The sequence below is a fragment of the Sphingopyxis sp. KK2 genome, from assembly GCF_001990265.1.
Classification (GTDB): Bacteria; Pseudomonadota; Alphaproteobacteria; order Sphingomonadales; family Sphingomonadaceae; genus Sphingopyxis.
On sequence record NZ_LYVN01000011.1, the window covers coordinates 1 to 25,039 of the forward strand.

The window sequence follows — 25,039 nt, forward strand, 5'->3', positions numbered from 1 at the left end:
ATATCACCCCGACATCCGATAGCCTCGCCCGCCGCACCCAGTTCGGCTATCGCCGCATCCAGATTGGCGCCGTCGCGGCCCACCACGACGACCCGCGCACCGCGGCTCAGCAGCATATGCGCCGTAGCCCGGCCGATGCCGCGCGTGCCGCCGGTGACGATGGCAACCTTGCCGGCAAATTCGTCGCTCGCCATCTGGTGCCGTCAATTCATGCGATAGGCGTGGTGTGCGTCGCCGTCGACCGAGGCGATGACGATGCGCACGCCGGTTTCCTTGCTGTCCTCCGAACAGAGTCCCGCATAGATGATCGTCTGCCCGCGCAGCTTGCCGACCGCCTGATCGGCGATGCGATAGAGATGCGCGCCATGTTCGACATAGGTCCAGCCGCCGACCATCGCGAGTTCGATCGCCGCGAGTGCAAAGGCGGTGCGGCGAACGGCGGGCCGCGCGAACCAGCCCCTGATCCGCTGGTAGATGGTCTCGCCATCCTCATAGTCGCGCGGCTGCACCACGCCCCAGAAGACACCCCAGCGTCGCAGCATCGCGATGAACTGGGCGAGCAAAAGGGTCGCGATGATGCAGCAGGCCATCGCCTATCCCGCCGGCACCAGGTCGAACGCGGTGCGGCCGTCCAGGCTCACCGTCGCGCGCGCGGTGCCGTCGGTCCCGGCAACGATCGGCGTGTCGGTGTGGGTCAGCCGATAGCTGCGTCCTGGCACCAGCCGCGCGAAACCCAGGTCGGTCCGGCACGGTCCCTCGCCCGGATGGATCACCAGGTTGAGCGCGGTGCCGTCGGTGACCGCGCGCGTCACGATCGCCTCGGGATAGGTCGCATCGGCGAGGATCGGCCCGGTCGCCCACGCCTCGGGCAATCCCTTGGTCACCATGTCGCGCACCGTGTTGCGGCCGCTCCACGTCATCGAGTCCGCAATGCCTTCGCCATAGCGGCTATCGATCGTCTTGCGCGTCGCCGCGATTACCGCCTCGTCGCCCATCTCGAGCGACGACCACAGCACCATGATCAGCGGATTGAGTTCGGGCCATTTCGAAAAATCGGCGGGCTTGCGCGTATCCCAGCCGAGCGGCAGCAATTTGAAATCGAGCATGCCATCGTCGGTGACGCGGATGAAATCCTGTTTCAGCACCTGCCACAGCCGCTCGGCCTGATCGGGCGCATAAGGGGTCATGAAACGGATGCCCCAGGTTTCGCCGAACAGCCCCGACAGGCTGGGCACCTGGAAACCGAAGGGGGTCGAGGTGCAGACCTTGATGCGGCCATCGGCCATCATCATTTCCTCGTGCATCGTATGCTCGAACCGGTCGCTGATCTCGCCGACATAGTCGGTGCCGTGACGCGCGTCGTGCAGCGCCAGCGACGTCCGCCCGACGAGGTTGCACATCGAATAGATCCACTTGGGCTCGCACGGGAACCAGCCGAGGTCATAGCGTTTGTAGTTCTTCACCACCTCTTCGAGCATCGTCGCATGGCTGTAAGGGAAAGCGGTTTTCTCGTCCCAGCGGAAGGTCAGCGCGCCCGGGTCCTTGAACGGCGAGGTGCCGCTCGCGGTCTCGAACAGGCCAAGGCTGACACCGAGGAAACCGGTGAGCATGATATTGTCGATATGCACCGGGTTCTTGTCGGGCTTGAGGTTGCCCCACATGCTTTCCCAATACCAGTAATTCCATGTTTTCCGGTCGATATGCTTGCGGATCAGATTTTCCTGCGCGGTGTTGAGATAGCCGTGGAAGGCGGGAAGCTGGGTGTACTGACCCAGCGCCAGGTTCCACGACATGGTGCAGATCTGATAACGCAGCGCGCCATCCTGCCAGGTGTCGTCCATGCCGAAGCCGGTCCAGCTGTCGACCGGCTGCAACGCCAGGTCGAGCATGCGGCGAAACTCCTTGATCTGGCTGTCGGGCATTTCGGGCGCCGCGACGACCGGATGGTCGCGCAAGATCGGTTCGGCCTTTGCCAGTTCGGCGTTGAGCAATGCTCCCCGCGCCTGCTGCGCGGCAAAGGTGCTGCGGCGCCGGACCGCGAAATAGAGATGCATTACGGCAACGGCGCCCGGGATGGCGGCTTCCATCCAGGCCACCCCGCTACCGCCCTCGATCCACGCCGCCGACAGCAGCGCGGTGCCGATCAGCACGCCCGGCGGTCCGAGAATGACCCCCCGCGCCCACCAGATGAACATGATGACCGCGAAGGCGGCGAAGGAGAGCGCCGCAAAGGCGATGCTCAGCGCGCTGCCGGCATAGAGAAAGCCCGCGCCCGGAAACAGCAGCCCCAGCCCGAACGCCTTCCACTGCGCGCTCATCCCCAGCAGGATCGGCGCCACCCCGGCGGCGAAGACGAGCGCCAGCATCGCGTAGAAGCGGCGCAGGCGATAGGCGGTGAGCGGGCCATGCGCCTTCTGGCGCGGCGGGATCGGCGGGATGCGCTCGACGATCGGCGGCGCATTTCCGGCGGTGCCAGACATGTCTGTGGTGTCGTTCGCGAACAGCGTGGCCATCACTCTCTCCAATCGGGCGATGCATCGCCCGCACGGCGGGAGGTGGTGCCGTGCGGACGAAGTCGGGCAGCCTTTTATCGTTCAATCGTAGAACGATTCCGTAACACGGACAAGGCCGGGATTTAGGTGGTCAGTACCGCCAGCTGACCTGCACGCCATAGGTGCGCGGCATGCCGGCGAAGCGCGAGACCGACGCCAGCGTGTCCTGCACATTGGTCCAGTAATAGACATTGCCGACATTGCGGACGAACGCCCCGACGCGGAGCTTGCTGTCGGGGATGTTGATCCCGGCGCGCAGGTCGATCAGCGTGTAGCTGCGCATGTCGAAGCGCGCGTCACGATCGATCGTCGCGGTATCGCGGTTCGCCAGCGTCGACGACGTCTTGCTGTTGTGCGTCATCGACACGCCCAGATAGGCATCGACCGAGCCGCCGACCGGAAACTCATACTCGGCGTCGGCGATCGCGGTCAGCTTCGGCGCGAACGGAAAGCGCTGGCCCTTGAAGTCGGCGGTGGTCGCGTCGGGCTGGAAGCCGATGAACTCCTGGATCTTCGTGTCGATATAGGTACCGCCGATGCTGATCCGCAGGCCGTCGACCGGCCGCGCCAGCAGCGACATTTCAACGCCTTGCACGCGGCTCTTGGGAATCTGCACCAGCCCGTCGAGCGTTCCGAACACCGGGTCGGGCAGGCGGCCGCGAAGCTGCTTGTCCTTATAGTCGTAGTAGAAGGCGGCTGCGGTCAGCTCGAGCTTGCGGTCGGCGAGCGGCGCCTTGATGCCGACTTCATAGGCCGTCACCGATTCCTGCGTCACCGGCGTGTAGCCAAGGCCGCTCGCCACCGACGCGGTCGGGAAGCTGCCCGACTTGTACCCGCGGCTCACCCGGCCGTAGAACAGGGTGTCGCCCGCCGTCTCGTAATTGACGCCGACGTTCCACGACAGATTATCCTCGTTGAGCTTGTCGAACAGCGCCGGATTATAGGGCGTCAGCGTGGGATCGAGGGTGATGCAGCCGTTCGGCTGGACATTGGTGCCGAAAAGCGCGTTCCACCAGATCGCGGTGCCGCCCTGATAATCGTTGGTGCAGCCCTGGAAGTCACGATTGGTCTTCGTATAGCGCGCCCCGCCGATCAGGGTCAGGCTGTCGGTGATCTCGAACTCGACATTGCCGAAGAAGGCATAGCCCTCGATATCCTGATCCGAATAGTTGAAGGTGAGCTGTCCCTGCGGCGAATTGGGGATCGTAAACAGCGGGTCCGACGACGGACCCTGGCTGAAATTGTAGAACAGCCGGTCGAAGGTCGACGCCTTGTTGTAATTGCCGCCGACGATGATGTTGGCGCGGTCGAGCGTCGCCGACAGCCGCAATTCCTGTGAGAAATCGCGGATATAGCCGCTCGTGTTGGTATCGACCGACGACAGGACGGTGCCGTCGAAATCCTGCACCGAGTCGGTCTTGTAATCCGAATAAGCGGTGATCGAAGTGAGCGTCAGGACATCGCTGAGGTCGATGTCGGCGCGCAGGCTGAGTTGGTAAAAGCGGTCGTCGCGCTTCGGCCGGCGGCCGAACTGGCCCTGCTCCGAATAATCGAACTGGCTGTAATCGGTCGAGGCGTTGAAGTCGTTGAAGCCGTTGCGATAGATGCCATAGCCCCAATCGGCGGCGCGCGCATTCTGCGGCGCGAGCGGATAATTGGCGAAGGCAATGCCGGCCGGGCTGCCGCAGGTCGGCGCCGGGGTCACCGCGCAGGTATCGCTCTGAATCTGCGCTGCCTGCGTGTCGCCATTGTCCATCCAGCCATTGGCATTGAACAGCAGGCGGACGCTGTCGCTCGGCTCCCATGCGAGCAGGAAGCGGCCCTGGAACTGGTCCTGTTTGCCGAGCTTGTCATCGCGGGTGAAACTCTTTTGCCAGGCGCCGCCCTGCACGGTGCGCAGCGCGACGCGCGCCTTCAGCGTGTCGCTGAGCGGCCCGCTGACGAACCCCTGCAGGTCGAAGGTCGAGAAGCGCCCGAAGCTGGCGTCAACGCCGGCCGAAAATGTATCGGTCGGCTTCGCCGCGACATAGTTGATCGCGCCGCCGGTGGTGTTCTGGCCGAAGAGCGTGCCCTGCGGGCCCTTGAGCACTTCGACGCGCTCGATGTCGAAGGCCGCGCCCTTGGTCGTCGCGCTGAAGGGCAGCTGGATTTCGTCGACATAGACCGCGACCGTCGGGGCGGCCGACAGGGTGGTCTCGTAGAAGCCGACCCCGCGCAGCGTATAGACCGGGGTGTTGAACGGCGACGGCTGGACGGTCAGGCCGGGGACGATCTTGCCGAGGTCGGTCGGCGAGGTGATCCCGCGCGTGACCAGCGCCTCGCCGCTTTCGGCGGTGATCGACAGGCCGACGTCGAGGATATTCTGGTCGCGCTTGTTCGCGGTGACGATGATGATGTCGGAATCGCCCGATCCCGTCGATTCGGCGGCCGGTGCCGGCGCGTCCTGGGCAAAAGCCGGCACCGAGGCCGCGCCGAGCATGGCCAGCGAACAGCCTGACAATATGACGAAACGCGCAGATTTCATGACCTGTGATCCTTCCCAAAGCGGCCCGCTTTTTTGCGAGTCCGTGGCGGACAGGAAGCCCCCATCCGTCATCATTCATTTCATACCAATCGCCATCCGTCAATATCGTCTGACGATTTCGTGTGATGACAGTGTTCGACGCTTTTGCGACAGATGATGGACGACCGGCATGACTTGGGTTACATGACGGGAAATTTGGGGCAGGAACCGAGATGGCGACAAGCACGAAAAAGGCACGAAAAAGCGCGGATGCGGACGATATGATGGACGCAAAGGCGGTCAATGACGGATCGGTCGCAAGCGCCGCCGACCGGGTATCCGAAACGATCCTGCAAGGCATCCGCGCCGGCGCCTTCGTGCCCGGACAGCATCTTCTCGAGCCCGACCTGACGCGCAGACTCGGCATCAGCCGCGGCTCGCTCCGCGAGGCGCTCAAGCATCTCGCCGCCGCCGGCATCGTCACGCTCAACCGCTTCCGCGGGGCTTATATCAGCACGCTCGACCGCAAGTCGGTGCTCGATCTGCTCGACACGCTCGAACCGCTGGCGCGCCTCGGCGCCCGCCTCGCCGCCGAGAATTGCGGCACCGACGCGCAGCGCAAGCGCATGCAGCTCGCCGCCGCGAACATCGATGCCGCGACCAAGGAACGCAATCGCGGCCTCTATCTCGACCGCCGCCGGCAATTTTACGACGCGATGATCGACATCGGGGGCAATATGGAACTGGCGCGCGCGATGCCGCTCAGCCGCACCGACCTGTTTCGCGCCCAGGTCGAGACGATCCAGACCGAGCGGCAGCGCATGCTGCACGCGTCGGGCTATGCCAAGATCACCAAGGCGATCGTCGAAAACGACCCCGTTTCGGCCGACAAAGCGGTGAAAAAACACTTCGACGGCACGCGAAAAACGATCCACGAATTGCCGCCGCACGCCTTTCCATCCTTGGAAATCTGAGGTTTTTATTGCACCGCCGCACCAAGCAGGCGAAATCTGTCCATTAAAATCACTGGACGAAATCGTCCTACGCATTTACTCCCCTCGCAACGAGCTCGGTCGAATCGCGAGCCGCGGGAGAGATGGGCATGCTGTGCATCACGGCGATTTATCCGAATGATCCGGAGAGCCGGTTCGACGCGGGCTATTATCTGACGTCGCACGCCGAAACTGCCCGCGCGCTGTTGTCGCCGCACGGGCTGACGGCAATACGCACCACTATCGGCACCGCGGCCCTCGACGGATCGCCCCCGCCCTATTGGGCCGTCAGCGAGATGCATTTCACGTCGCGCGCCGATTTCGACGCGGCGATCGCGGCGAACGGCGACGCACTGTTCGCCGATATTCCCAATTACACCAACGTCACCCCGATCCTGCAGGTCAGCGAACTGGCCGCAGCCTAATATCATCCAGGAGAGCGCGAGAATGTCCCGTTACAATCCCAACACCCCCTATGTCCGCAATGCGATGAGCGACATCGGGATGATCACCGCGCTCGACGAGGTGCTGAACCACCAGATCGTCGACACCTTCTCGACCGTGTCGACCTCCGAACAGAGCTGGACCGAAAAGATCTGGACCGCGATCGTCCGCAAGGACGGCACGATGGGCATCGATTTCGGGCTCGGCCGCTATCACAACCGCGGCGTGCTCGACGGCTGGGCGGCGGTGTCGCGCGGCAGCGAGCAATGGACGGTGCGCGCCAATCGCGAATTGCGCGACGACCCGTCGATCACCAGCGTCGGACCGATCACCTACGAGATCATCGAGCCGCTCAGGAAGGTCCGCTACACGCTCGCCAAGAACGACGCGCAGCCGATCAGCTACGACATCACCTTCACCGCGGAAATGCCGCCCTTCTTCGAGGATCGCCACAAGCAGCGCGAACGCGACGGCTTTCGGGTGGGCTCCGACGTCGTGCGCTATCACCAGATCGGCGTGCCGTCGGGCTGGGTCGAGATCGAGGGTGAGCGCTTCGAGGTCAATCCCGAGGAATGGACCGAATATCGCGACCATAGCTGGGGCACCCGGCTCGACGTGGGCGCGCACAATGCCGACGTCCGCCCCTCGTCCGACTTCGGCGACGTCAAGTTCGGCGAAGGCGAGTTCGTGCTGATCTGGAGCCCCTTCATGCTCGAAAGCCCGAGCGGCGAACGGACCAGCTATCATTTCTATTATATGTCGAAGCAGGGGCACATCTTCTACTCTTCGGGCTATCGCAACCTGCCCGACGGCACGCAGGAAAAGGTCGCGCGCGTGCGCCCCGAAATGCGCTTCGACGACAAGACACGGCGGCTGCTCGGCGGCACCGTCCATTTCGACATGCTGCAGGGCGGCACGCACAGCGTCGAGGTCGAAGTCGTCGGCACCTCGGGCGTCCATCTCGGGCCGGGGCTCTACCTTGGCTTCGACGGACGCAAGCATGGCAGCTGGCACGGCCCGCTGACGATCGAGGGCGAATATTTCGCCGATACGATGGATGTCGAGACGCTGAAGCGCATCCGCCAGCTCCGCGACTGCCCGATCAAGGTCACCGAGGGCGATGCGGTCGGATACGGCATCATGGAAACGATCATCCACGGCGAGCATCCCGAAATGGGCCTGACCGCCGCGAACTCGCTGGTCTGATCCGATGGCGCGCGATACCGATCGGCTCGCCGCCGGCCTCCGCACCTATCTGCCGCGTGGCGCCGGGATCACCGGGGTCACCACGCTATCGGCAGGCCATTCGAACGAGACCTATCTCGTCGACGGCATCGGCGAAGTGCTGCGCATGCCCCCGTCCGAGGAGGGCCTGCTGCCGCCCTATGACATGGCGCGCCAGCATGCGGTGCTGAGCGCGGTCGCGGGCGCCGCGCCCGGCGTCCCGCTGCCGCCCGTCCTCGAACTCTGCACCGATCCGTCGGTGATCGGCGACGAGTTTTTCCTGATGGGCCAGGTCAAGGGCGACGCGTTCGAATATGCGGTGCCCGAGTGGCTCGCCGCCGACCCCGTCGATGGCGCGGAGAGTGTGTGCCGCCAATGGTTCGACGCACTGATCGCGCTCCATAACATGCCGGTCGGCGCGATGCCGCCCGGCGAGCGCACGGTGCAGCAGGAAGCCCAGCATTGGCTCGACGTCGCGCGCGGCGCCGAATCGATGCCCGTGCTGGTCGACATCCTCGAAGACCTGGCGAAGCGTCCGCCGCGTAACAGCGGCCCCGCGACGCCGGTGCATGGCGACCCCAAGCATGGCAATTGCCTGTGGCACGAGGGGCGGCTGACGGCGCTGCTCGACTGGGAAATGGCGCAAATCTCGGAGCCCCTGCTCGACCTCGGCTATGTGCTGATGTTCCACGATCAGGGCGAAGCCTCGCTCGCCGACGCCGGTTTCGACCTGCCCGGCTGGTGGTCGCCCGAACGGATGGTGGCCGAATGGGAAAAGGGCACCGGTCGCACCGCGGTCGACGTCGCGCGCTACGCCGTTCTCGGACAGGCGAAGGTGGCGGCGATCATCTCGGTCGGCGCGTTCCTGTTCAACAGCGGCCGCATCGCCGATCCGCGCTTTCAGGCCTTTGCGGGGGTGCTCCCCGCCTATGTCGCGCTGCTCGAAAAGCGCGCGATGGCGGCGGGGTAAGGCGCAACCCCAACCTCGTCATTGCGAGCGCAGCGAAGCAATCCAGAGTGGCGTAGACCGCCTTGGATTGCTTCGCTGCGCTCGCAATGACGATAGGAGTTTAGCGGCTTTCCATGCGCACCAGCGGCGCGCCATATTCGACCAGGTCGCCGTCCCGAGGCAGGACCGCCGCGATCCGCCCCGCGACCTCGCTGACCACGTCGGTCGCCTCGCCCAGCTTGTCGATCTGACCAATCACCGTTCCCGGCTCGACCTGTGTCCCCGGTGCGACGCGCGCCGAAAAAATACCGAGGTGCGGCGCGGTCACATCGCGCAGCGCCGCGGCCACGGCGGCAACCGCCGCGCCCGCGCGCGCCAGCATCGGATTGGCGCCGCCGTCGGCCTTCGCCATGAACAGCGACCAGCCGCCCGAACGGAAATGCAGGTCGCGCCACGGCGACTGGACGAACCCCGCAAGCAGCGCGCGGACTTCCTCGATCGTCGAACTCATGCCGCATCTCCGATCATCGTCAGCAGCACCGGCAGCACAGGTTCGGTGACGATCGTCGTCGCCCCCGCGCCGCGCGCGATGCGGGCAATATCATCCTGCGCCAGCGCATGGCCGCGCACCACCGCCGCGCCGCCGATCGCATCGGCCAGCCCGTCGGCGTCGCCTGCGGCGAGCGCGCGATCGACATCGAAGCCGTCGGGGCCGTCCTCGAACCCGACCACAGCGACCGGGCTCGCCCCGCGCGCCCAGGCGATCAACTGCGCGAGTTCCACGTCGTCCTGCTCGCTCGGCGCCTCGGTCGCGAGCGTGCCGGCATAGACCAGCCCACCCGCACCATCGACCGTCACGACCGTCCCCGATTTCGCTACCGCGCCGTCGCCGACGCCGACAACGCACGGCCGCCCGAGCGCGCGACTGACGACGGCCGCATGCGAGGTCGACCCGCCCTGTTCGGTCACCACCGCGCGCGCCGCGATCATCCCGTGGACATCGTCGGGACTGGTCGTCTTGCGCACCAAAATCACATCCTCACCCGCCGCGGCGCGCCGTTCGGCCTCGTCGGCGTCGGCGACGAGCACCCCCGTCGCGGCGCCCGGGCAAGCACCCTCGCCCGTCGCCAGCACCGCCGCGCCTTCAGTCGCGCCATCCTTCAGACGCGGCAGCAGGAGCGTGCGCACCTGCTCGGCGCTGACCCGCGACAGCGCGGTCGCGGGGTCGATCCGTCCTTCGGCGACCATATCGACCGCAAAGCGCACCGCCGCCGCCGGCGCGCGTTTCGCAGCGCGCGATTGCAGAAGGTAGAGCTGACCCGACTGGACGGTAAATTCGATGTCCTGCACATCGCCATGTTCGCGCTCGAGCCGGTCGCTCGCCGCGAGCAGCGCGGCATGCGCTTCGGGCTCCGCCTCTTTCATCGCATCGAGCGGCAGCGGGGTGAATTTCCCCGACACGACATCTTCGCCCTGCGCGCGCGGCAGATATTCGCCATAGGGCAGATTCTCGCCGGTCAGCGGATTGCGGCTGAACAGCACGCCGGTGCCGCTGCGCTCGTCGAGGTTGCCGAACACCATCGCCTGCACCGTCACCGCGGTGCCAAGATCGTGCGGGATGTTGTTATGCTCGCGGTAGCGCCGCGCGCGCCGCGTGTTCCAGCTTTCGAACACGGCGCGCACCGTCGCGAGCAACTGGTCGCGCACGCCGGCCGGCACCGGGCCGCCCGCCGCTTCGACCGCGCCGCGCCAGGCGGTGGGCTCGCCATCGGCTTCGAGTTCGACCGGCGCCTTGAGCACGATCGACGCATAGAGTTCGAGGAAGCGCCGGTGCGTATCGCGCGCAAATCCCGGCAGGCCGGTCTCGGCCGCCAGCGCCGCCTCGCCGGCGTCGTCGACGCCGAGGTTGAGCACCGTGTCCATCATCCCGGGCATCGAGATCGCCGCGCCCGACCGGACCGAGAGCAACAACCTCTTGTCGCCAGTGCCGAACCCGCGCCCGGTCTCGCCTTCGAGCCATGCCAGTCCGGCGTCGATCTCCTCGACCAGCCCGGCCGGGAAATCGCCGCTGTCGAGATAGGCGAGGCACGCCTTGGTCCCGATCACGAACGCCGGCGGCACCGGCAACCCCAGCCCGCGCATCCGCGCGATCGACCAGGCCTTGCCGCCCGCGGCCTCCTTGGTCGGCAGTTCGGAGCCGTCGAGCCTGATCGTCCAGCCGCTCATTCGTCGCGCTCCGTGCCCATGATGCGCAGCAATTCCTCGTGCAGCTCGAACCAGACGGTGTGATAGGAGTCGCGGCGGATGTCGCTGACCCATTCGACGTCGCCATCCTCGGCCGCCTCGAGCGCCGCGAGCAATTTGTCGCCATAGATTTTGAGCCGCGGCAGTCCGCGCGCGAGGCCCGCGAGGATCGGTTCGGCCTGTTCGTGCAGCCCGCCGAGCCGATCGACGATCTTCGCGTCATACTCCTTGTCGCGATGATCGTTCGCGACCTTCTGCCCGCCGACATCGAGCGTCTGCCAGTCGGTGATGATCTGCTTCAGCGTCCGGTTGATCCGCTCGAACCCGTCATAGGCGGTGCGGAACGCAGCGTCGTCGCGCAGATGCTGGAAATGCAGGCCGTAGCGCGATTGCAGCGCAACGCCCGCAAGCGGGGTCAGCGCATAAGCGCCCTTCGCCTCGATCGCGCGACCGGTCGCGACGGCTTCGGCGAGCAGCGCAGTAGCGCGCTCTTCGGACAGCCCGACCAGTTCGCCGATCGCCTTTGCCGGAGCATGGCGCTTGATCGCCGCGCCGTGCAGCGCCAGATCGCGGTCGTTCATGCGCCTTCTCCCGCCAGCAGCCAGACCCGGCCGACGCGCTCGACGCCTTCCTGATAATCCTCGGTCGTCTTTGCCGGCGCGCTCGCCTCGATCACCACCGTGTCGCCCTCGCGGATACCGCTGATCTTCGCGTTCATCAGGCAGGGAATATTATATTCGCGGGTCAGGATGCCGAGGTGCGAGCGCACCGTCCCGCCCGCGCAGATCACGCCCGCGAACTGCTCGATGATCGGTGCGGTCAGCGTGCCCCCGCTGTCGTCGATCACCGCGATCGTTCCCGGCGGGACGCCGTCGGTCAGATAGGACAATACCCGCTCGTTCGAGCGAATGTAGCGCGCGGTGCCGCGCCTGTCCTGCGCGTGCTGGACGACATTGTCGCCGACGCCGCGCAGCGCCCTGCCCTGCTCGTCGGCGTCACCCGCCGGCGCGTCGGGATGCGCAAAACCGGCGTCGGTCGCCGCGTCGTCGCCCGCCGCCTTATAGGCATCGGGCCGCTCGGCGACCGAGATGCTCGCCGACCAGTCGAAGCGGTGCCCGCTCGCGAGCAACCGCGCCTCGATTGCCTCGAAATCTTCGGTGGTCAAAAGGTCGTCGGCGCCCGCCATGGTGAACGCTTCCCAGTCGCGCCCCGATTCGCGCAGACGGCTGCGGACGAGTTCCTGGACAAGGCCCAGCGTCGCCTCGACCAGCGGCGAAGCCGGCGGTTTTACGTAGAGCGCATCGTCGATAGGCAGCTTGGCCAACCCTCTTCCCCTAAGCTTATTTCTTTGCCGCTAGGTGGCCGAAGCGCGGCCCGATGTCAACAAGCATTGGGCAAAATCGTTTGACGATATTGACCAATGACCTTTGCCAGACTATGCCGGGTCGACAAGCAAATCTGGGGAAGGACGAAACGATGGGCCTGAAAGCCAACCCGCGCATCCTGGTGGTCAACGACGACGGCATCGACGCGCCGGGCATCATCCTGCTCGAAGAAATCGCGCGCCAGTTCAGCGACGATGTGTGGGTCGTCGCGCCCGACGAGGAACGCTCGGGCGCGGGCCATTCGATGTCGATCAGCCATCCCGTGCGCGTGGTCCAGCGCGACGAACGCCATTGGGCGGTGCGCGGCACGCCGACCGACTGCGCGTTGCTCGGCATCTATGAATTCATGACCGACAGGAAGCCCGACCTGATCCTGTCGGGGATCAACCGCGGCCCCAATCTGGCCGAGGACATCACCTATTCGGGCACCGCATCGGCGGCGATGGAGGGCGCGGTGCTCGGCATCCCCGCGATCGCGCTCAGCCAGATCATCCGGTACCAGAGCGAAATCCACTGGGGCACCGCGCGCAAATATGCGCCGATCGTGATCCGGCAATTGCTCGAGCTCGACTGGACGCCAGGTCTGTTCGTCAACGTCAACTTCCCAAATTGCCCGGTCGATCAGGTCACGGGCATCCGCGCGACGACACAGGGCCAGCGCCCCTCGGGCTGTTTCCGCCCCGTCCGCCGCGTCGACGAGCGCCACGTCCCCTATTATTGGATCAAGATCGGTTTCCCCGACGGCGGCGACGACGATGGGAATGATTTGCATGCGGTGCTCGACAACAAGGTGTCGGTGACGCCGTTGCAGCTCGAGATGACCGCGCATGCGGTGGTGCCGCAGATTGCGCGGCTGTTTGCATGAGACACCCCTCTCCCCTTGCGGGAGAGGGGTGCGAAAACTTGGCGGCTTGCCGCCTGGTTGAAGCTGGGTGAGGGGTTGCGGTCCAAAGGACCGCGCGAGCCGGAGGCTCGCAGACCCCTCATCCAAGTCCGCCTAATCGCTTCGCGATAAGGCTCCCTATCCTTCTCCCGCAAGGGGAGAAGGTTGAGCTAAAGTCCCAAAATCGTCACCGCCGACATCCCGTCCTCAACCCCGTAAAAGCCGCCGCTATTCTCCGCGACCGCGATCCGCGCGCCTTCGACTTGCCGCGCCCCGGCGTCTCCGCGCAGATGCGTGACCAGCTCGAAAATCTGCCCCAGCCCGGTCGCGCCGAGCGGGTGCCCCTTCGACACCAGCCCGCCCGACACATTCACCGGAATGCGCCCGCCCAGCGCCGTCTCGCCGCGCTCGGCCGCGATACCCGCCTCGCCCGGCGCGCACAGGCCGAGCGCCTCGGCCTGGATCATCTCGCCGATCGAGCTCGCGTCATGCACTTCGGCTACATCGATGTCGCCCGGACCGACGCCGGCCTTCTCATAGGCCCGCGCACCGACGATCCGCGTCACATGCTTCGCATAATCATCGGGCGCCCGCTCGCTGCCCGTCTGCGATTCCGCGGCCAGCACGCGCACCGCCCGCGCGTCGGGGAAACGCTTTGCCCAATCGGCGCTGCAGACGATCGCCGCCGACGCACCGTCGCTGATCGGCGCGCACATCGGGTTGGTCAGCGGCCAGGCGACCGTCGGCGCCGCCAGCACCTCGTCGATGCTCATCGCCTTGCGATACTGGCTCAGCGGGTTGTGGACCGAATGGCCATGATCCTTCGCCGCAACCGCCGCGATCTGGCGCTGGGTCGAGCCATAGGTCGCGATGTGCAGCCGCGCCTGCGCGGCATAGGCCTGCATCAATATATTGGGGCTGACGCTCTCGCCGCCCGGCGGCACCGGCGCGAGCAGCCCCGCCGTCTTCGCCAGATAGGCCTCGGCCTCGACCAGATCGCGCGGCTGCTGGAACACCGCGAATTTCTTGGCGCGGTCGTCCGAATAGAGCTTCTCGACCCCGACGACGAGCACGCAATCGGCCAGCCCCGCGCGGACATAATCGACCGCGACATGCAGCCCGACGGTCGAGCTGGCGCAGGCCGCCTCGACATGGAAACCGCGCACCCCCGAAATGCCGAGCGGGCGCAGCGCATATTCGCCGGGGATCGACATCTCGCCCGCGAAAAAGCCCTGGATGACATTGGCATAGACCGCCATCTGAATCGCCTCGGACGGCACCCCGCTGTCGGCGAGCGCATCGCGCACCGCCCATTGCGTCAGCTGCTCATGGCTCTTGTCGAGGTGGCGCCCGAAGGGCGTCATGCCGATACCGAGGATGACCGCGTCGCGCATCAGATCGCCCGCCCCGCCGCGGTCCAGCGTTCGCGGCGCAGTTCGGCGCGCAGCACCTTGCCCGCATTGCTGCGCGGCAGCGCCGCGACGATCTCGATCGCTTTCGGCGTCTTCACCGGCCCCAGCGCCTCGCGCGCCGATGCCAGCAGCGCGTCAGCGTCGATATGGCCGCCCGCGCGCGGCTCGACGACTGCGACCACGGCTTCGCCCCATTTGTCGTCGGGCACGCCGATCACTGCGCAGTCCTGGACATCGGGATGCGCGAGGATCGCCTGTTCGACCTCGGCGGGATAGATGTTGAACCCGCCCGAAATGATCATGTCCTTCTTGCGGTCGACGACATAATACCAGCCGTCGGCGTCGCGTACCCCGATGTCGCCCGTATGATGCCAGCCGAAGGTCGAGACTTCGGCCGTCGCCTCGGGGTTCTTGTAATAGCCCGCCATCACCAGCGGCCCGCGCACGACGATCTCGCCACGCTCGCCCGGCGGGAGGATATTGCCCTCCTCGTCCATGATCTCGACGATCGACAGCAGGTTCGCCCGGCCGCAGCTGCCCGGATGCGCGAGTTCGCCATCGGCGTTCAGATGCTCGTGCGGGGGCATGGCGGTGACGCACATCGGCGCCTCGGTCTGGCCGAAGCTGGCGTTCATCACCGGCCCCAGCACGTCGATCGCTTCCTTCAGCCGGTCGAGCGACATCGGCGCGCCGGCATAGCTGATATATTCGAGGCTCGAGAGGTCGGCGGTCCGCACGCTGGGTTCGGCGAGCAGCATGTAGATCGCGGTCGGCGGCAGGAACATATAGGTCACGCGGTGCGCCTCGATCGCTTGCACGACCGCGGGTGGATCGAATTTGGGCAGCACGACGACGCTCCCGCCGAGCGCCATGCTCGCGAGCGCCAGCGGCCCCGCGGCATGCGTCATCGGTGCGGCGACGAGGTTCACCGGCGGCACCTTCATCGGCATCGACGCGACGAGGCTCGACACGAGCGCCTGCCAGTTGCGGTTCGAGAGCATCACACCCTTCGGCCGCCCCGTCGTCCCTCCGGTATTACCCAGGAAGGCCAGCTCGTCCTCATGCCCCGCGCGCCGCTGCGGCGCGGGTTCGTCCGAGCTGTCGAGCATATCCTCGATGAAGATATCAGCCTCGGCAAAGGGTCGGTCTAGCGCGATATAGCGGCGGATATTCGGACATTCGGCGCGAAAGGTTGCGATGCGGTCGGCGATTTCCGAGTGGACGAACAAAGTATCGACGTCGAGCAGATCGAGCAGATAGGCGTTTTCGCCCACCGCCGCGCGGTTGTTCGCCATCACCCACACGCCGTCGGCGCGCAATATACCGAGGATCGCCTCGAACGCGACCATCGCATTGCCGCTCAGCACCGCGGCATGCGCGCCCGCAGCAAAGCCGTCGGCGATCAGCGCGCGTGCGATCCGGTGGCTGCGCCCCGACACCTCGGCGTAGGTCCGCGCGGTATCGCCCGCGATCATGCACGGCTTGTCATGCGCCATCCGCGCGCCGCGATCGAAATAGTCGATCATCCGCATGGGCGGCTATCTCCGCATGACGAGATCGAGTTCGGCCGACTTGATCTGGACATAGGGCGTGTTCGCGACCTTCATCAGTCGCCGCACCTGCTCCATCTCGGGCGACGAGATCGTCGGATAGTCGCGCTTCAGCGGCCCCGCGGCGCGCATCCGGTCGATGTCCGACGCGGGCACCAGCGCGCGCAGGATCAGCTCATCCTCGTCGTCGGTGCCGTGCTGGCGCTTCAGATCCTCCAGCGTCGGCTCGGGCGGCGGGTTGCCGAAAATCTCCTTCGCGCGCGGCGCCGCGGCGATGCGGTCCATCACGTCCGGATCGATCGGCGCCGGCGGCTCGCCATAATAGCCCGCGGCATATTGGATCACCTCGTCGGGGATCGCGCCATAGCGTTTGCCGGTGACGATATTGAGCACCGCCAGCGTTCCGATCAGCTGCGCAAAGGGCGTCGCCATGCCCGGATAGCCGAGTTCGCGGCGCACCTTCCCCACTTCCTCGAGCACCACCGGCAGCATATCGAGCATATTCTGCTGGATCAGCTGGTTGCGCAGCGTCCCCATCATCCCGCCCGGAATCTGCGATGTCAGCGAGGTGACATCATATTCATAATGCTGGTCGTGCAGGTAGCCCGCGGTCTTCGCCACTTTACGGAAATGATCCGACACCGGCTGCAGCTTCGACACGTCGATGTCGTGCGTGTGGCCCAGCGTCTCCATATTCTTGACCATGATGTCGATCGACGGGATCGACGGGCCGTTCGCCATCGATCGCGCGGCGGTGTGCAGCACGGTGACGCCGAACTCGACCGCGTCGCAATAGGCCTTCGCCGATTGCCCCAGCATGTTGTTCGAATGCATCTCGACCGGCTTGCCGCGCGCATTGGCGACGATCGCCGGCACCAGCGTCTTGATCCGGTCGCGATCGAGCACCCCGCCGGTGTCGTAGAGCAGCAGGCTGTCGACCTCGGGGATTGCCGAGAGCTTGTCGGCCTTGTCCGCCCAAAAGGCGTCGTCGTGGACCGGCGACAGCGTGAACAGCATCGTCGCCGCGACCTTGCAGTCATATTTTTTCGACAGCTTGGCGAGCCGCGTCATCTTGTCGATGTTGAACAGGACATCGTAGATCCACCAGCTGCGCACGCCATGGACGCAGAGGCGCTCCATCCAGAGGTCCATCAGCACCTGCGGCGTGAAGCCGAAGGTCACCGACCCGTTCGAGCGGATGCCGCCACGCACCGGCGTGTTCTTGATCTGGCTCATCATCAGGTCGAACCCCGCCCAGGGATCCTCGTGACAATGGCGGACGAGCACTTCGAACAGCGACGATCCCGCAAGGCTGATCGTCGAATAGCCGGTCTGGTCGATCGTCGGCAGCACCGGATAGGCCTGCCCCGCCTGCATCCGCATGCCCCACAGGCTCTGCTGGCCGTCGCGGCAGGTTTCGTCGAGGAATTTGATGTGCGCCATGGATTACTCCGCTGCGATCGCCGGTTCGGCGAGCATCACTTGTTCGAGCCAGCGCGTGTGGAACGTGTTGGCGATGAAATCGGGGTGGCGGACGATCTGGCGGTGCAGGTCGATCGTCGTCGGCACGCCCTCGACGATGAAGTCGTCGAGCGCATCGGTCAGCCGCGACACGGCTTGCGACCGGTCCGCGCCATGGACGATCAGCTTGCCGACCATCGAGTCATAGAAGGGCGGGATCGCCGCACCGCTGCTCATATGGCTGTCGAGCCTTATGCCCTCGCCCTCGGGCGGCGCCCAGCGGGTGATCGTGCCGGGCACGGGGGTGAAGCCGCGCGAGGCGTCCTCGGCGTTGATCCGGCATTCGATCGCATGGCCTGACAAAACGACATCGCCTTGCTCCATCGACAGGCCCTGCCCGCCCGCGACGCGCAATTGCTGCTGCACCAGGTCGACGCCGCTCACCATTTCGCTCACCGGATGCTCGACCTGGATGCGGGCGTTGACCTCGATGAAATACACCTCCTGCCGCATCACGTCGTAAAGGAACTCGACCGTGCCGGCGTTGCGGTAATCGACGCTCGCGGCCAGATCGACCGCCGCCTTGTGCAGTTCGGCGCGGAGTTTGTCGGGCATCGCGACGCTCGGCGCTTCCTCGATCAGCTTCTGGTAGCGGCGCTGCACCGAACAGTCGCGCTCGCCGAAATGGACGACCTTGCCCTGCCCGTCGCCGATCAGCTGGACCTCGACGTGGCGCGCCTCGGGGACGAAGCGCTCCATGAACAAGGTGCCGTCGTTGAACGCCGCCAGCGCCTCGGCGCTCGCGCGGCCATAGCCAGCCTCGACCTCTTCGCCATTGTTCGCGATCACCATGCCGCGCCCGCCGCCGCCCGCAGCGGCCTTGAGCAGCACCGGATAGCCGATCGCGTCGGCGATCCGCCGCGCGTCGGCGGCGCTGCCGATCTCGCCGCTGCCCGGCACCAGCGGCACGCCTGCCGCCGACGCCATTTCGCGCGCGCGGAGCTTGTCGCCCAGCGCGTCGATGATGCCCGGCTGCGGCCCGACGAAGAGGATGCCATGCTCTTCGCAGAGCTGCGCGAACATCGCGCGTTCGGACAGAAAGCCATAGCCGGGGTGTAGCGCATCGCAGCCGGTCGCTTTCGCGGCCTGCACGACCAGCTTGGCATCGAGATAGCTCTTCGCCGCGGGCCCCGGACCGAGCACGACGACCCGGTCGACGAGCCGCGCCGCGGCGCTGTCCTTGTCGGCCTCCGACACGCCGAGCACGGTTTCGATATTCAGCGCCTGCGCCGCACGCGCGACGCGAAGCGCAATCTCGCCGCGGTTGGCGATAAACAGACGGCCGATCGCCATGCTCAGCCCTTCACGATCACGAACAGAGGCTGATCGGCCTCGACCAGCGCGCCATCGGGCGACAGGATCGCATGGACGATGCCGTCACTGCCGGCGCGGACGGTGGTGAACAATTTCATCACCTCGACGAGGCACAGTTCGGACTCGGCGGTCACTGCGCTGCCCACCTCGACATAGGCGGGCGATCCCGGCTTCGGCGCACGGTAGAAAGTGCCCAGATAGGGCGCACGGATGATCTCGGCGCCTTCGGGCCATGTCTCCGCTGGCACCAAAGGGGCCGCCGCCGGCAACGGGGATGCCGTACCGGCGGCGGCAGGGGAGAGTGGAGTCGGCGACACCGCGGGGACGACCGGCGCCGCCCCGGTGCTCAGCCCGATGCTGTTGCCGTCGTTCGAAAGATAGATTTCGACACCGTCGCGTACCACGTGCAATTCGCGCAGGCCCGATTTCTCGAACTCGGCGATCAGCTGCTCGAGTTCGGCGGTCCGGTCGACGCCGCTCATTGGCCCGCCCCCCGCAATGCTTCGATTTCGGCACGGTTCAGCCCCGCGCCCTTGCCCGCCAGTCGCGAATATTGCTGTTCGTCGCGGTACATCGCCTGCACCGCTTCATCACTCGCATGATATTTGACCGTCGTGTCGCACAGGAAGCGATAGTCCGCCGCCATCTGCCGCGGCACGAAGGCAGCGGCGCGTGCATTATATTCGTCGAGCGTCAGCACCCCGGCGGTCGTCGTGTAGCGATCGGCCTTGGGGCCGAGGTGCGTGATCCCCTCGCCGATCGGCGCCAGCTTCGGCGCCGCGCCTTCGCGGTTCAGCGTGCTGTACGGCACCTGCGAGATATAGCGCACCGGATTGTTGTTGTGCTGCATCATCGCGTAATCGCTGATCCGCTGCGTCGGCAGGTCGACCAGCCCGACCATCTCGCCCAGGAAGTCGCGCCCGAACTCGTCGTTGAGCAGCGGACGGAAGCGGTCGGCGCGCGGGTCGATCGTCATCCAGTCGTTCACGTTATAGACCCCGGCGATGTGCGCGAAATCCTTGGCCATCGAGAAATAGACGAGCGCACCGGCGTCCATCATCTGGTCGCGCGTCCATCCCGCGACGCGCTTCCACAGCGCGACCGTCGCGACGCGGACCTTTTCGGTCAGATCCTCGAAGGTGTCCGCCAGTTCCTCGGCAGACCCCATGCCCACCGGCACAAAACCCTCGGACAGCGCATCCGACGTATAGAGGCCGACCCCCGTCAGTTTCTCGGCAGTAAATTCGGGGCGCGATTCAAAGCTGCCCCAATCGTCCATCAGGTAGAATTGGCACCCCGTCGCCTCCATCGTGACGGTGAGATTGTTGTACGGGATGTCGCCCGCTATGCCGTCGAGCCAGGGATAATCACCCTCGGCGAGGTCGCTGAATTCGCGGATGATCAGCTCGCGGTCGTCATCGAGCTTGTACGGGCCATTGTTGTTGAGCGACACGCGGCTCTCGCACGACACCAGAAAGCCATATTGCGACACGGTGGCGAGGAAGGCCTGCGCCGCCTTGTGCAGCCGGTCGCCGGCGACGCAGGCGTGGAGGTCGGCGTGGAAACGCTGGACGCGGCGCTCGGGCAGCAATTGCACGCGCTGCCCGAATTCGCGCGCATTGAGATGCCCGTCCTCGCGCTGCTGCGCCAGTTTGAAACGGCGCCAGAAATCCATGACATAGGCGACATCCTCGGCGCCATCCTCGGGCGCCAGCATGCCGAAATTGATCAGCATCTCGCGGCCCAGCAGATAGAAGGTCGGCAGCCCCCAGCCCGGCAGATTGCCGAACTTGCCGCCCATCGCGCGGGCGCGGTCGCCGACCTCCTCGGCCGACATCTTCGCTTCGACCTTCCGCAGCAGTTCGGGGTAGCGATAGAAACAGCAGAGATAGGACAGCAGCATGTACGACGGCACGGGAAACAGCTTCGATTCCTGCACCGTTCGCGTCACGCACAGCCAATAGGTATCGTCGCCGAGCGTCTGGATCGCATTATTGGCCTCCAGCAGTCGCGTATAATTCAACATCTCTCACCCCTTGGCCGGGCCTTTCGTCGACAGCGAAAGCCCTGATCGCACCGCTCGACTAGCACCCTTGGCGCCAAAGTGGAAGAGTGTTTAGGCGAAATCGTCGAACGAAATCGAACTTTTCTTGGCGCGGAGCAATGACGGATTTTCAGGTATCTGATTGATTTAATATGCTTACATTGCCAACTTCCGCACAGTGACGGAAACACGTCATGGCCGGAAATCGGCAACTTTTGGCAAATGGATGGCCCGCCGCGTCAACCGAATCGACCTCCGACGTCGATGACCGCGCGCAAGCTGCGAGGTCCCTGTTAGGATCCAATACCGGAGAGAGATCACGCCGCGGTCCGACCGCGCCCTCGAGATCGGCGCCGCCGCCGGCGTGCTTACCCCGCATATCCTCGCCGTCGGCGATCATCCGACGCTGGTCTAGATCGCTTTTGCACTCCAGAAATCGGGCCTGTCGCCGCCGCGCCCGACGTGGGCGATGTGTATCTGCTCGACAGGGTCGGCAGCGCCGAACTCCAGGCGCACTGTCTCGACCAGTTGATGCAGGGCCCATGCACGTTTGGCATCCCCTACGGCTCATTGTCATGCATCCATATATTATATTGAATTAACAATATAACAAATATACGATTGACCCATCGTCCGTTTGCGGACCGAAGCCAACACCGGACCGGGAGGAATGTTGTCGATGGATTTCACACTCGAAGAACGCAGCCGGCTCGACTTCGTCCTCGCGCTTCGGGGGCGCTGGTCGGATACGCTTTATCCCGCGCTGAAATCCCAATTTCAGGCCGAGGCGAACCCGGCCAATATCCGCGCGGCGGTGCATCGGCAGCCGGCCTATCCGTGGTTCGCCTTCACCGAACGCGCGTCGCAAAAGATGCTGTGGCGCGGGGTCGCCGACGCAGTGGCGGCGCGCGAACCGTCGCAACATGGCAACAGCAGCGGCCCCGCACGCCTGACGCTCGATCCCGATCTGGCCCTGCCCGACTGGTACACCGGCTGGGACATCCACCTCCAGCCCGGCGGCGTGTGGCGCGACGATGATTCGGCCGATGTCTATGAACAGGGCGCCAAGCTCGTGATGCTCGGCGATAATGACGATTACGGCTTTCACCGCTCCTTCACTGCGACCGCGATCCCCGATCTGCCTTATCGCCGCATCGTCGACCTGGGCTGCGGGTTCGGCAAGTCGACCTGGCCGCTCAAGCGCCGCTTTCCCGATGCCGAGGTGATCGGCGTCGACCTCGCCGCGCCGTGCCTGCGCCTGGCCTTCGACCGCGCCAATGCCGCCGAACTTGCGATCGAATTCCGTCAGGCCGACGGTCAGGCGACCGGGCTCGCCGACACGTCGGTCGATCTCGTCACCTCGACGATGTTCATCCACGAAATCCCGCGCCCTGCGCTCGCCGCGACGCTCGCCGAATGCGCGCGCATCCTTGCGCCCGGCGGGAAATTGCGCTTCCTCGATTTCACGCGGACCGGCGACGCGTTCCGCGACCTGGCGATGGTCGAGCATGGCGAACGCAACAACGAACCCTTCATGCCCGGGCTGCTTGCCGCCGATGTCCCGGCACTGTGCGAAGCGGCCGGACTGACGGACGCACGCTGGGTCGCCTTCGACGAACGCGGCGCGGGCCGCTTGCCCGAGTGCGCCTGGCCCGAGCGTGCCGAATGGCATTTCCCCTGGGCGGTCCTCGAAGCGGAGAAAGCGGCATGAGCCTGTCCCCCGCCGATCGGCGCTACCTCGACGGTGTCGCGCCCGACCAGATCGCCGCGCTGGTTTTCGAGCTCGCCTCGCAGCTCCACGTCGAGCGCCAGCGCCGCATCGCGATCGAGACGCAACTCGCGCGCGCCGGGCTGCTCGACATCGAGGCGGTCGATCAGGCCGCGACCGATAACGAGGTACGCGAGCGCGGCCGCGCCGAGCTCGATGACGCGCTGCGCCGCCTGCTGCGGATCGTCACCGAAACGGGCGACCCCCGCGGGCCATTGCGCGCCGAACACGGCCGCTGAGAAACGGAAACAGGGGGCGGGACGCGGCAGCGATCCCGCCCTTTCTTATGCGGGCTGCGGTGTCCCCTCGCCCGCCAGCGAGCTTTCCAGCCGGCGAACCTCCTCGCGATAGTGGCGCAGGCCGAGCAGCAGGAACAGGATCGACGGCACGCCGACCAGCGTGACATAGCCGAACAGCACCATGCCGATCGATGCCGGATCGCCCGTCCGGTCGATGACCAGTCCCACCAGCGGCGGCCCGAAGAGCGGGCCGACGAGCGCGATGAAGGTGTTGTAGATCGCGAGCGACTGGCCGCGGATCTCGCCCGGCGTGATCAGCGCCATCGACGCGGGGCCGCCCGCCGTGGCGATCGATTTGCCGATAAAGGCGACGAACATCAGCGCGACCGAGAATTCGGCGGTCGGCATGATCGGATAGAGCGCGCTCGCGGGAACGCCGATGAACAGGCCGAGGATCAGCACGCGCATCGATCCGTCGATATGATTCTCGGCGAATTTCTTTTGCGCCCACAGCGCGATCGCGGTGCCGATCGGCCCCGCGGTGAAATAGAAGATGCCGGTGACCGCACCGATCGCCGCAATGTCCCAGCCATAGACGCGCTGGAACAAGGGGATGTTCCACAGCGCCAGCGTGCTGATCGCAACGTTGCACGACGATCCGATGAACAGCGCGCCGAAGCCGCGCCAGCGTTCGAGTACATAGGTGAAGGCCTTGCCGAAACCCTGCGCGGGCGCGAGCTTTTCGCGCCGTTCGGGCTCGCGCACGGTGAGCATCAGCGCGGCGAAGAGAAAGCCCGGCGCGCCGACGAGAAGGAACGCCATGTGCCAGGGTTCGAGCAGGCCGACGAACGGAACGTCGATCGGGCCCAGCGTTTCGAGCCATTTGACGACGAGCCCGCCGCCCAGAAAGGCGAGGCCCGCGCCCAGATAGGGTCCGGCCATGAACAGGCTGATCGCGCGCGCGCGATCCTTGCGGTCGAAATAGTCGCTGATGATCGACACCGACGCCGGGCTGACCACCGCCTCGCCGATGCCGAGGCCGAGGCGCAGCAGCAACAGCAATGCAAAGGTCGTGACGAGTCCGCTGCCCACCGTCATCGCGCACCAGATGATGATGCCGCCGATCAGCAGATATTTGCGGTTCGCGCGGTCGGCATACCAGCCGAGCGGAATGCCGACGAGGACGTGGAAGAGCGAAAAGGCCGGCCCGAGCAGCAACCCGACCTGGAAATCGTTGAGCCCCATCGACGCCTTGATCGGCTCGATGATCAACGTGAGGATGTAGCGATCGAGATAGGAGAGGATGAAGACCAGCAGCAGCAGCCAGACGACATACCAACGATATCCTGCGCTATCCCGGATCGACATCATATTGCTCCCGCACGCACGGCCGCGACATGCGGGGCCGCCGCCTGGTTGAAAGAGAAAAGGCGCGCACCCGGCAGGCGCGCGCCATTCTTAAAGGGCGTATTCGAAGCCGAAGCCCAGCCGCGCCTGGAGGTTGCGCTTCTCCAGATCGTCGCCGATCGCCTCGTCATTCTCGATCACCTCGAGATTGGCCTGCGTTTCGGCGCGGATGATGATCACGACCTCGGCCAGATCCTTTTCCGGGAACGGAAATTCGTGCCAGGTACCGAGATGGAGCTGCGCCCCCGCGGTGCCGTCGAAATAGAAGGCACGGACGGTGTCGGGGTCGGGCTGGTTCGTTTCGGTCGGCGCGCCGAGCACCGCGACGAACGAACTGCCGCCCAGCGGCAGGAAGGTCTGGGTGTGCTTGAAATGCCGCTCCATCCAGATCACCTGCGGCGGCCGCGCGTGGATGCGCGCAACGCTGAGCCGCGTCTGTTCGTCGCTGACGAAGCCGCCCGGCGCCCATAGTTCGACCTTGTCGCCGTAAAATTCGCCGGTGCGCGAATTGGCGGCGGGATCGACCCCGACGAGCACCCCATAGGGAGCGAAATTCTCGCGCGTCGCGGGTTCGACCGTCAGGGTGCGAAAGGTCATGACCGTCCGCC

At 65.6% G+C, this 25,039-nt stretch carries 23 protein-coding genes; 7 read left to right on the forward strand and 16 right to left on the reverse strand.

The window, feature by feature from the left end:
- The 4 genes from B1A78_RS03095 to B1A78_RS03110 form a co-directional block, all read right to left on the reverse strand.
- Nucleotides 1–194, reverse strand: a 194-nt coding sequence (locus B1A78_RS03095) for an SDR family NAD(P)-dependent oxidoreductase (protein ID WP_144037662.1), incomplete at its 3' end; no start/stop codon positions are given.
- 9 nt (nucleotides 195–203) lie between these two features.
- Nucleotides 204–590 (reverse strand): hypothetical protein, encoded by a 387-nt coding sequence (locus tag B1A78_RS03100; RefSeq protein WP_077145550.1) that lies wholly within the window; start codon nucleotides 588–590, stop codon nucleotides 204–206.
- Between the two features lie 3 nt (nucleotides 591–593).
- Entirely contained in the window at nucleotides 594–2,513 is a 1,920-nt protein-coding gene (locus tag B1A78_RS22520; protein WP_077145551.1) for a hypothetical protein, read from the reverse strand.
- A 130-nt stretch (nucleotides 2,514–2,643) separates the two neighbouring features.
- Nucleotides 2,644–5,076, reverse strand: a complete 2,433-nt coding sequence (locus B1A78_RS03110) for a TonB-dependent receptor (RefSeq protein WP_077145590.1) — start codon at nucleotides 5,074–5,076, stop codon at nucleotides 2,644–2,646.
- A 260-nt stretch (nucleotides 5,077–5,336) separates the two neighbouring features.
- On the opposite strand from B1A78_RS03110, the gene B1A78_RS03115 reads away from it, so the two are divergent.
- The 4 genes from B1A78_RS03115 (at nucleotide 5,337) to B1A78_RS03130 (ending at nucleotide 8,685) form a co-directional block, all read left to right on the forward strand.
- Nucleotides 5,337–6,029 (forward strand): GntR family transcriptional regulator, encoded by a 693-nt coding sequence (locus tag B1A78_RS03115; protein WP_179101963.1) that lies wholly within the window; start codon nucleotides 5,337–5,339, stop codon nucleotides 6,027–6,029.
- Between the two features lie 128 nt (nucleotides 6,030–6,157).
- Nucleotides 6,158–6,472, forward strand: a complete 315-nt coding sequence (locus tag B1A78_RS03120) for an EthD family reductase (protein WP_077145591.1) — start codon at nucleotides 6,158–6,160, stop codon at nucleotides 6,470–6,472.
- Nucleotides 6,473–6,494: 22 nt separating this feature from the next.
- Nucleotides 6,495–7,697: a hypothetical protein gene (locus B1A78_RS03125; protein WP_218667927.1), complete on the forward strand. Its 1,203-nt coding sequence runs from the start codon at nucleotides 6,495–6,497 to the stop codon at nucleotides 7,695–7,697.
- A 4-nt stretch (nucleotides 7,698–7,701) separates the two neighbouring features.
- On the forward strand, nucleotides 7,702–8,685 hold the full coding sequence (locus B1A78_RS03130) for a phosphotransferase family protein (protein WP_077145553.1): 984 nt from the start codon (nucleotides 7,702–7,704) through the stop codon (nucleotides 8,683–8,685).
- Nucleotides 8,686–8,785: 100 nt separating this feature from the next.
- On the opposite strand, the gene B1A78_RS03135 is transcribed toward B1A78_RS03130, so the two are convergent.
- The 4 genes from B1A78_RS03135 to B1A78_RS03150 are packed head-to-tail and all read right to left on the reverse strand — an operon-like array spanning nucleotide 8,786 to nucleotide 12,232.
- Nucleotides 8,786–9,175 (reverse strand): acetyl-CoA carboxylase biotin carboxyl carrier protein subunit, encoded by a 390-nt coding sequence (locus B1A78_RS03135; protein ID WP_077145554.1) that lies wholly within the window; start codon nucleotides 9,173–9,175, stop codon nucleotides 8,786–8,788.
- Nucleotides 9,172–10,890 carry a pyruvate, phosphate dikinase gene (locus B1A78_RS03140; protein ID WP_077145555.1) on the reverse strand — a complete coding sequence of 573 codons (1,719 nt, stop codon included), beginning with the start codon at nucleotides 10,888–10,890 and terminating at the stop codon, nucleotides 9,172–9,174. The genes B1A78_RS03135 and B1A78_RS03140 overlap by 4 nt, the downstream gene beginning before the upstream one ends.
- Nucleotides 10,887–11,489 (reverse strand): hypothetical protein, encoded by a 603-nt coding sequence (locus B1A78_RS03145; protein ID WP_077145556.1) that lies wholly within the window; start codon nucleotides 11,487–11,489, stop codon nucleotides 10,887–10,889. The genes B1A78_RS03140 and B1A78_RS03145 overlap by 4 nt, the downstream gene beginning before the upstream one ends.
- Complete coding sequence (locus tag B1A78_RS03150; protein WP_256837436.1) at nucleotides 11,486–12,232, reverse strand: PEP-utilizing enzyme; 747 nt, start codon at nucleotides 12,230–12,232, stop codon at nucleotides 11,486–11,488. The genes B1A78_RS03145 and B1A78_RS03150 overlap by 4 nt, the downstream gene beginning before the upstream one ends.
- A gap of 152 nt (nucleotides 12,233–12,384) precedes the next feature.
- On the opposite strand from B1A78_RS03150, the gene surE reads away from it, so the two are divergent.
- On the forward strand, nucleotides 12,385–13,158 hold the full coding sequence (gene surE / locus B1A78_RS03155; protein ID WP_077145557.1) for a 5'/3'-nucleotidase SurE: 774 nt from the start codon (nucleotides 12,385–12,387) through the stop codon (nucleotides 13,156–13,158).
- Nucleotides 13,159–13,346: 188 nt separating this feature from the next.
- Here surE and B1A78_RS03160 read toward each other — a convergent pair whose 3' ends face one another.
- Genes B1A78_RS03160 through B1A78_RS03185 form a run of 6 tightly spaced genes read right to left on the reverse strand, consistent with a single transcriptional unit; the run spans nucleotide 13,347 to nucleotide 20,999 of the window.
- Complete coding sequence (locus B1A78_RS03160) at nucleotides 13,347–14,570, reverse strand: thiolase family protein (protein ID WP_077145558.1); 1,224 nt, start codon at nucleotides 14,568–14,570, stop codon at nucleotides 13,347–13,349.
- Nucleotides 14,570–16,114, reverse strand: a complete 1,545-nt coding sequence (locus tag B1A78_RS03165; protein WP_218667928.1) for a class I adenylate-forming enzyme family protein — start codon at nucleotides 16,112–16,114, stop codon at nucleotides 14,570–14,572. The genes B1A78_RS03160 and B1A78_RS03165 overlap by 1 nt, the downstream gene beginning before the upstream one ends.
- A 12-nt stretch (nucleotides 16,115–16,126) precedes the next feature.
- A complete protein-coding gene (locus B1A78_RS03170; protein ID WP_077145560.1) occupies nucleotides 16,127–17,581 on the reverse strand; it encodes a pyruvate carboxylase in 1,455 nt (484 codons plus the stop codon).
- Nucleotides 17,582–17,584: 3 nt separating this feature from the next.
- On the reverse strand, nucleotides 17,585–18,952 hold the full coding sequence (locus B1A78_RS03175) for an acetyl/propionyl/methylcrotonyl-CoA carboxylase subunit alpha (RefSeq protein WP_077145561.1): 1,368 nt from the start codon (nucleotides 18,950–18,952) through the stop codon (nucleotides 17,585–17,587).
- Between the two features lie 2 nt (nucleotides 18,953–18,954).
- The gene (locus B1A78_RS03180; protein ID WP_077145562.1) at nucleotides 18,955–19,455 is read right to left on the reverse strand and encodes a biotin/lipoyl-containing protein; all 501 of its coding nucleotides are present in this window, start codon (nucleotides 19,453–19,455) and stop codon (nucleotides 18,955–18,957) included.
- On the reverse strand, nucleotides 19,452–20,999 hold the full coding sequence (locus B1A78_RS03185; protein WP_077145563.1) for a hypothetical protein: 1,548 nt from the start codon (nucleotides 20,997–20,999) through the stop codon (nucleotides 19,452–19,454). Before B1A78_RS03185 ends, B1A78_RS03180 begins: the two co-directional genes overlap by 4 nt.
- A 697-nt stretch (nucleotides 21,000–21,696) precedes the next feature.
- Here B1A78_RS03185 and B1A78_RS03190 point away from each other — a divergent pair.
- Together B1A78_RS03190 and B1A78_RS03195 are read left to right on the forward strand one after the other, a co-directional pair.
- Complete coding sequence (locus B1A78_RS03190; protein ID WP_218667929.1) at nucleotides 21,697–22,728, forward strand: class I SAM-dependent methyltransferase; 1,032 nt, start codon at nucleotides 21,697–21,699, stop codon at nucleotides 22,726–22,728.
- The gene (locus tag B1A78_RS03195; RefSeq protein ID WP_077145565.1) at nucleotides 22,725–23,024 is read left to right on the forward strand and encodes a hypothetical protein; all 300 of its coding nucleotides are present in this window, start codon (nucleotides 22,725–22,727) and stop codon (nucleotides 23,022–23,024) included. The genes B1A78_RS03190 and B1A78_RS03195 overlap by 4 nt, the downstream gene beginning before the upstream one ends.
- 45 nt (nucleotides 23,025–23,069) lie before the next feature.
- Here the strand turns inward: B1A78_RS03195 and B1A78_RS03200 are convergent, their stop codons facing one another.
- Both B1A78_RS03200 and B1A78_RS03205 read right to left on the reverse strand, forming a co-directional pair.
- On the reverse strand, nucleotides 23,070–24,392 hold the full coding sequence (locus tag B1A78_RS03200) for an MFS transporter (protein ID WP_077145566.1): 1,323 nt from the start codon (nucleotides 24,390–24,392) through the stop codon (nucleotides 23,070–23,072).
- A 90-nt stretch (nucleotides 24,393–24,482) separates the two neighbouring features.
- Nucleotides 24,483–25,028, reverse strand: coding sequence for an ureidoglycolate lyase (locus B1A78_RS03205; RefSeq protein ID WP_179101964.1), 546 nt, complete (start codon nucleotides 25,026–25,028; stop codon nucleotides 24,483–24,485).
- Between the last annotated feature and the right edge of the window lie 11 nt (nucleotides 25,029–25,039).

Excerpts from the sequence above, each read along its gene's own strand:
- B1A78_RS03100 (WP_077145550.1), bottom strand. The coding sequence starts at position 590 with ATGGCCTGCTGCATCATCGCGACCCTTTTGCTCGCCCAGTTCATCGCG.
- B1A78_RS22520 (WP_077145551.1), bottom strand. The coding sequence starts at position 2,513 with ATGGCCACGCTGTTCGCGAACGACACCACAGACATGTCTGGCACCGCC.
- B1A78_RS03110 (WP_077145590.1), bottom strand. The coding sequence starts at position 5,076 with ATGAAATCTGCGCGTTTCGTCATATTGTCAGGCTGTTCGCTGGCCATG.
- B1A78_RS03115 (WP_179101963.1), top strand. The coding sequence starts at position 5,337 with ATGATGGACGCAAAGGCGGTCAATGACGGATCGGTCGCAAGCGCCGCC.
- B1A78_RS03120 (WP_077145591.1), top strand. The coding sequence starts at position 6,158 with ATGCTGTGCATCACGGCGATTTATCCGAATGATCCGGAGAGCCGGTTC.
- B1A78_RS03125 (WP_218667927.1), top strand. The coding sequence starts at position 6,495 with ATGTCCCGTTACAATCCCAACACCCCCTATGTCCGCAATGCGATGAGC.
- B1A78_RS03130 (WP_077145553.1), top strand. The coding sequence starts at position 7,702 with ATGGCGCGCGATACCGATCGGCTCGCCGCCGGCCTCCGCACCTATCTG.
- B1A78_RS03135 (WP_077145554.1), bottom strand. The coding sequence starts at position 9,175 with ATGAGTTCGACGATCGAGGAAGTCCGCGCGCTGCTTGCGGGGTTCGTC.
- B1A78_RS03140 (WP_077145555.1), bottom strand. The coding sequence starts at position 10,890 with ATGAGCGGCTGGACGATCAGGCTCGACGGCTCCGAACTGCCGACCAAG.
- B1A78_RS03145 (WP_077145556.1), bottom strand. The coding sequence starts at position 11,489 with ATGAACGACCGCGATCTGGCGCTGCACGGCGCGGCGATCAAGCGCCAT.
- surE (WP_077145557.1), top strand. The coding sequence starts at position 12,385 with ATGGGCCTGAAAGCCAACCCGCGCATCCTGGTGGTCAACGACGACGGC.
- B1A78_RS03160 (WP_077145558.1), bottom strand. The coding sequence starts at position 14,570 with ATGCGCGACGCGGTCATCCTCGGTATCGGCATGACGCCCTTCGGGCGC.
- B1A78_RS03165 (WP_218667928.1), bottom strand. The coding sequence starts at position 16,114 with ATGATCGACTATTTCGATCGCGGCGCGCGGATGGCGCATGACAAGCCG.
- B1A78_RS03170 (WP_077145560.1), bottom strand. The coding sequence starts at position 17,581 with ATGGCGCACATCAAATTCCTCGACGAAACCTGCCGCGACGGCCAGCAG.
- B1A78_RS03175 (WP_077145561.1), bottom strand. The coding sequence starts at position 18,952 with ATGGCGATCGGCCGTCTGTTTATCGCCAACCGCGGCGAGATTGCGCTT.
- B1A78_RS03180 (WP_077145562.1), bottom strand. The coding sequence starts at position 19,455 with ATGAGCGGCGTCGACCGGACCGCCGAACTCGAGCAGCTGATCGCCGAG.
- B1A78_RS03185 (WP_077145563.1), bottom strand. The coding sequence starts at position 20,999 with ATGTTGAATTATACGCGACTGCTGGAGGCCAATAATGCGATCCAGACG.
- B1A78_RS03190 (WP_218667929.1), top strand. The coding sequence starts at position 21,697 with ATGGATTTCACACTCGAAGAACGCAGCCGGCTCGACTTCGTCCTCGCG.
- B1A78_RS03195 (WP_077145565.1), top strand. The coding sequence starts at position 22,725 with ATGAGCCTGTCCCCCGCCGATCGGCGCTACCTCGACGGTGTCGCGCCC.
- B1A78_RS03200 (WP_077145566.1), bottom strand. The coding sequence starts at position 24,392 with ATGTCGATCCGGGATAGCGCAGGATATCGTTGGTATGTCGTCTGGCTG.
- B1A78_RS03205 (WP_179101964.1), bottom strand. The coding sequence starts at position 25,028 with ATGACCTTTCGCACCCTGACGGTCGAACCCGCGACGCGCGAGAATTTC.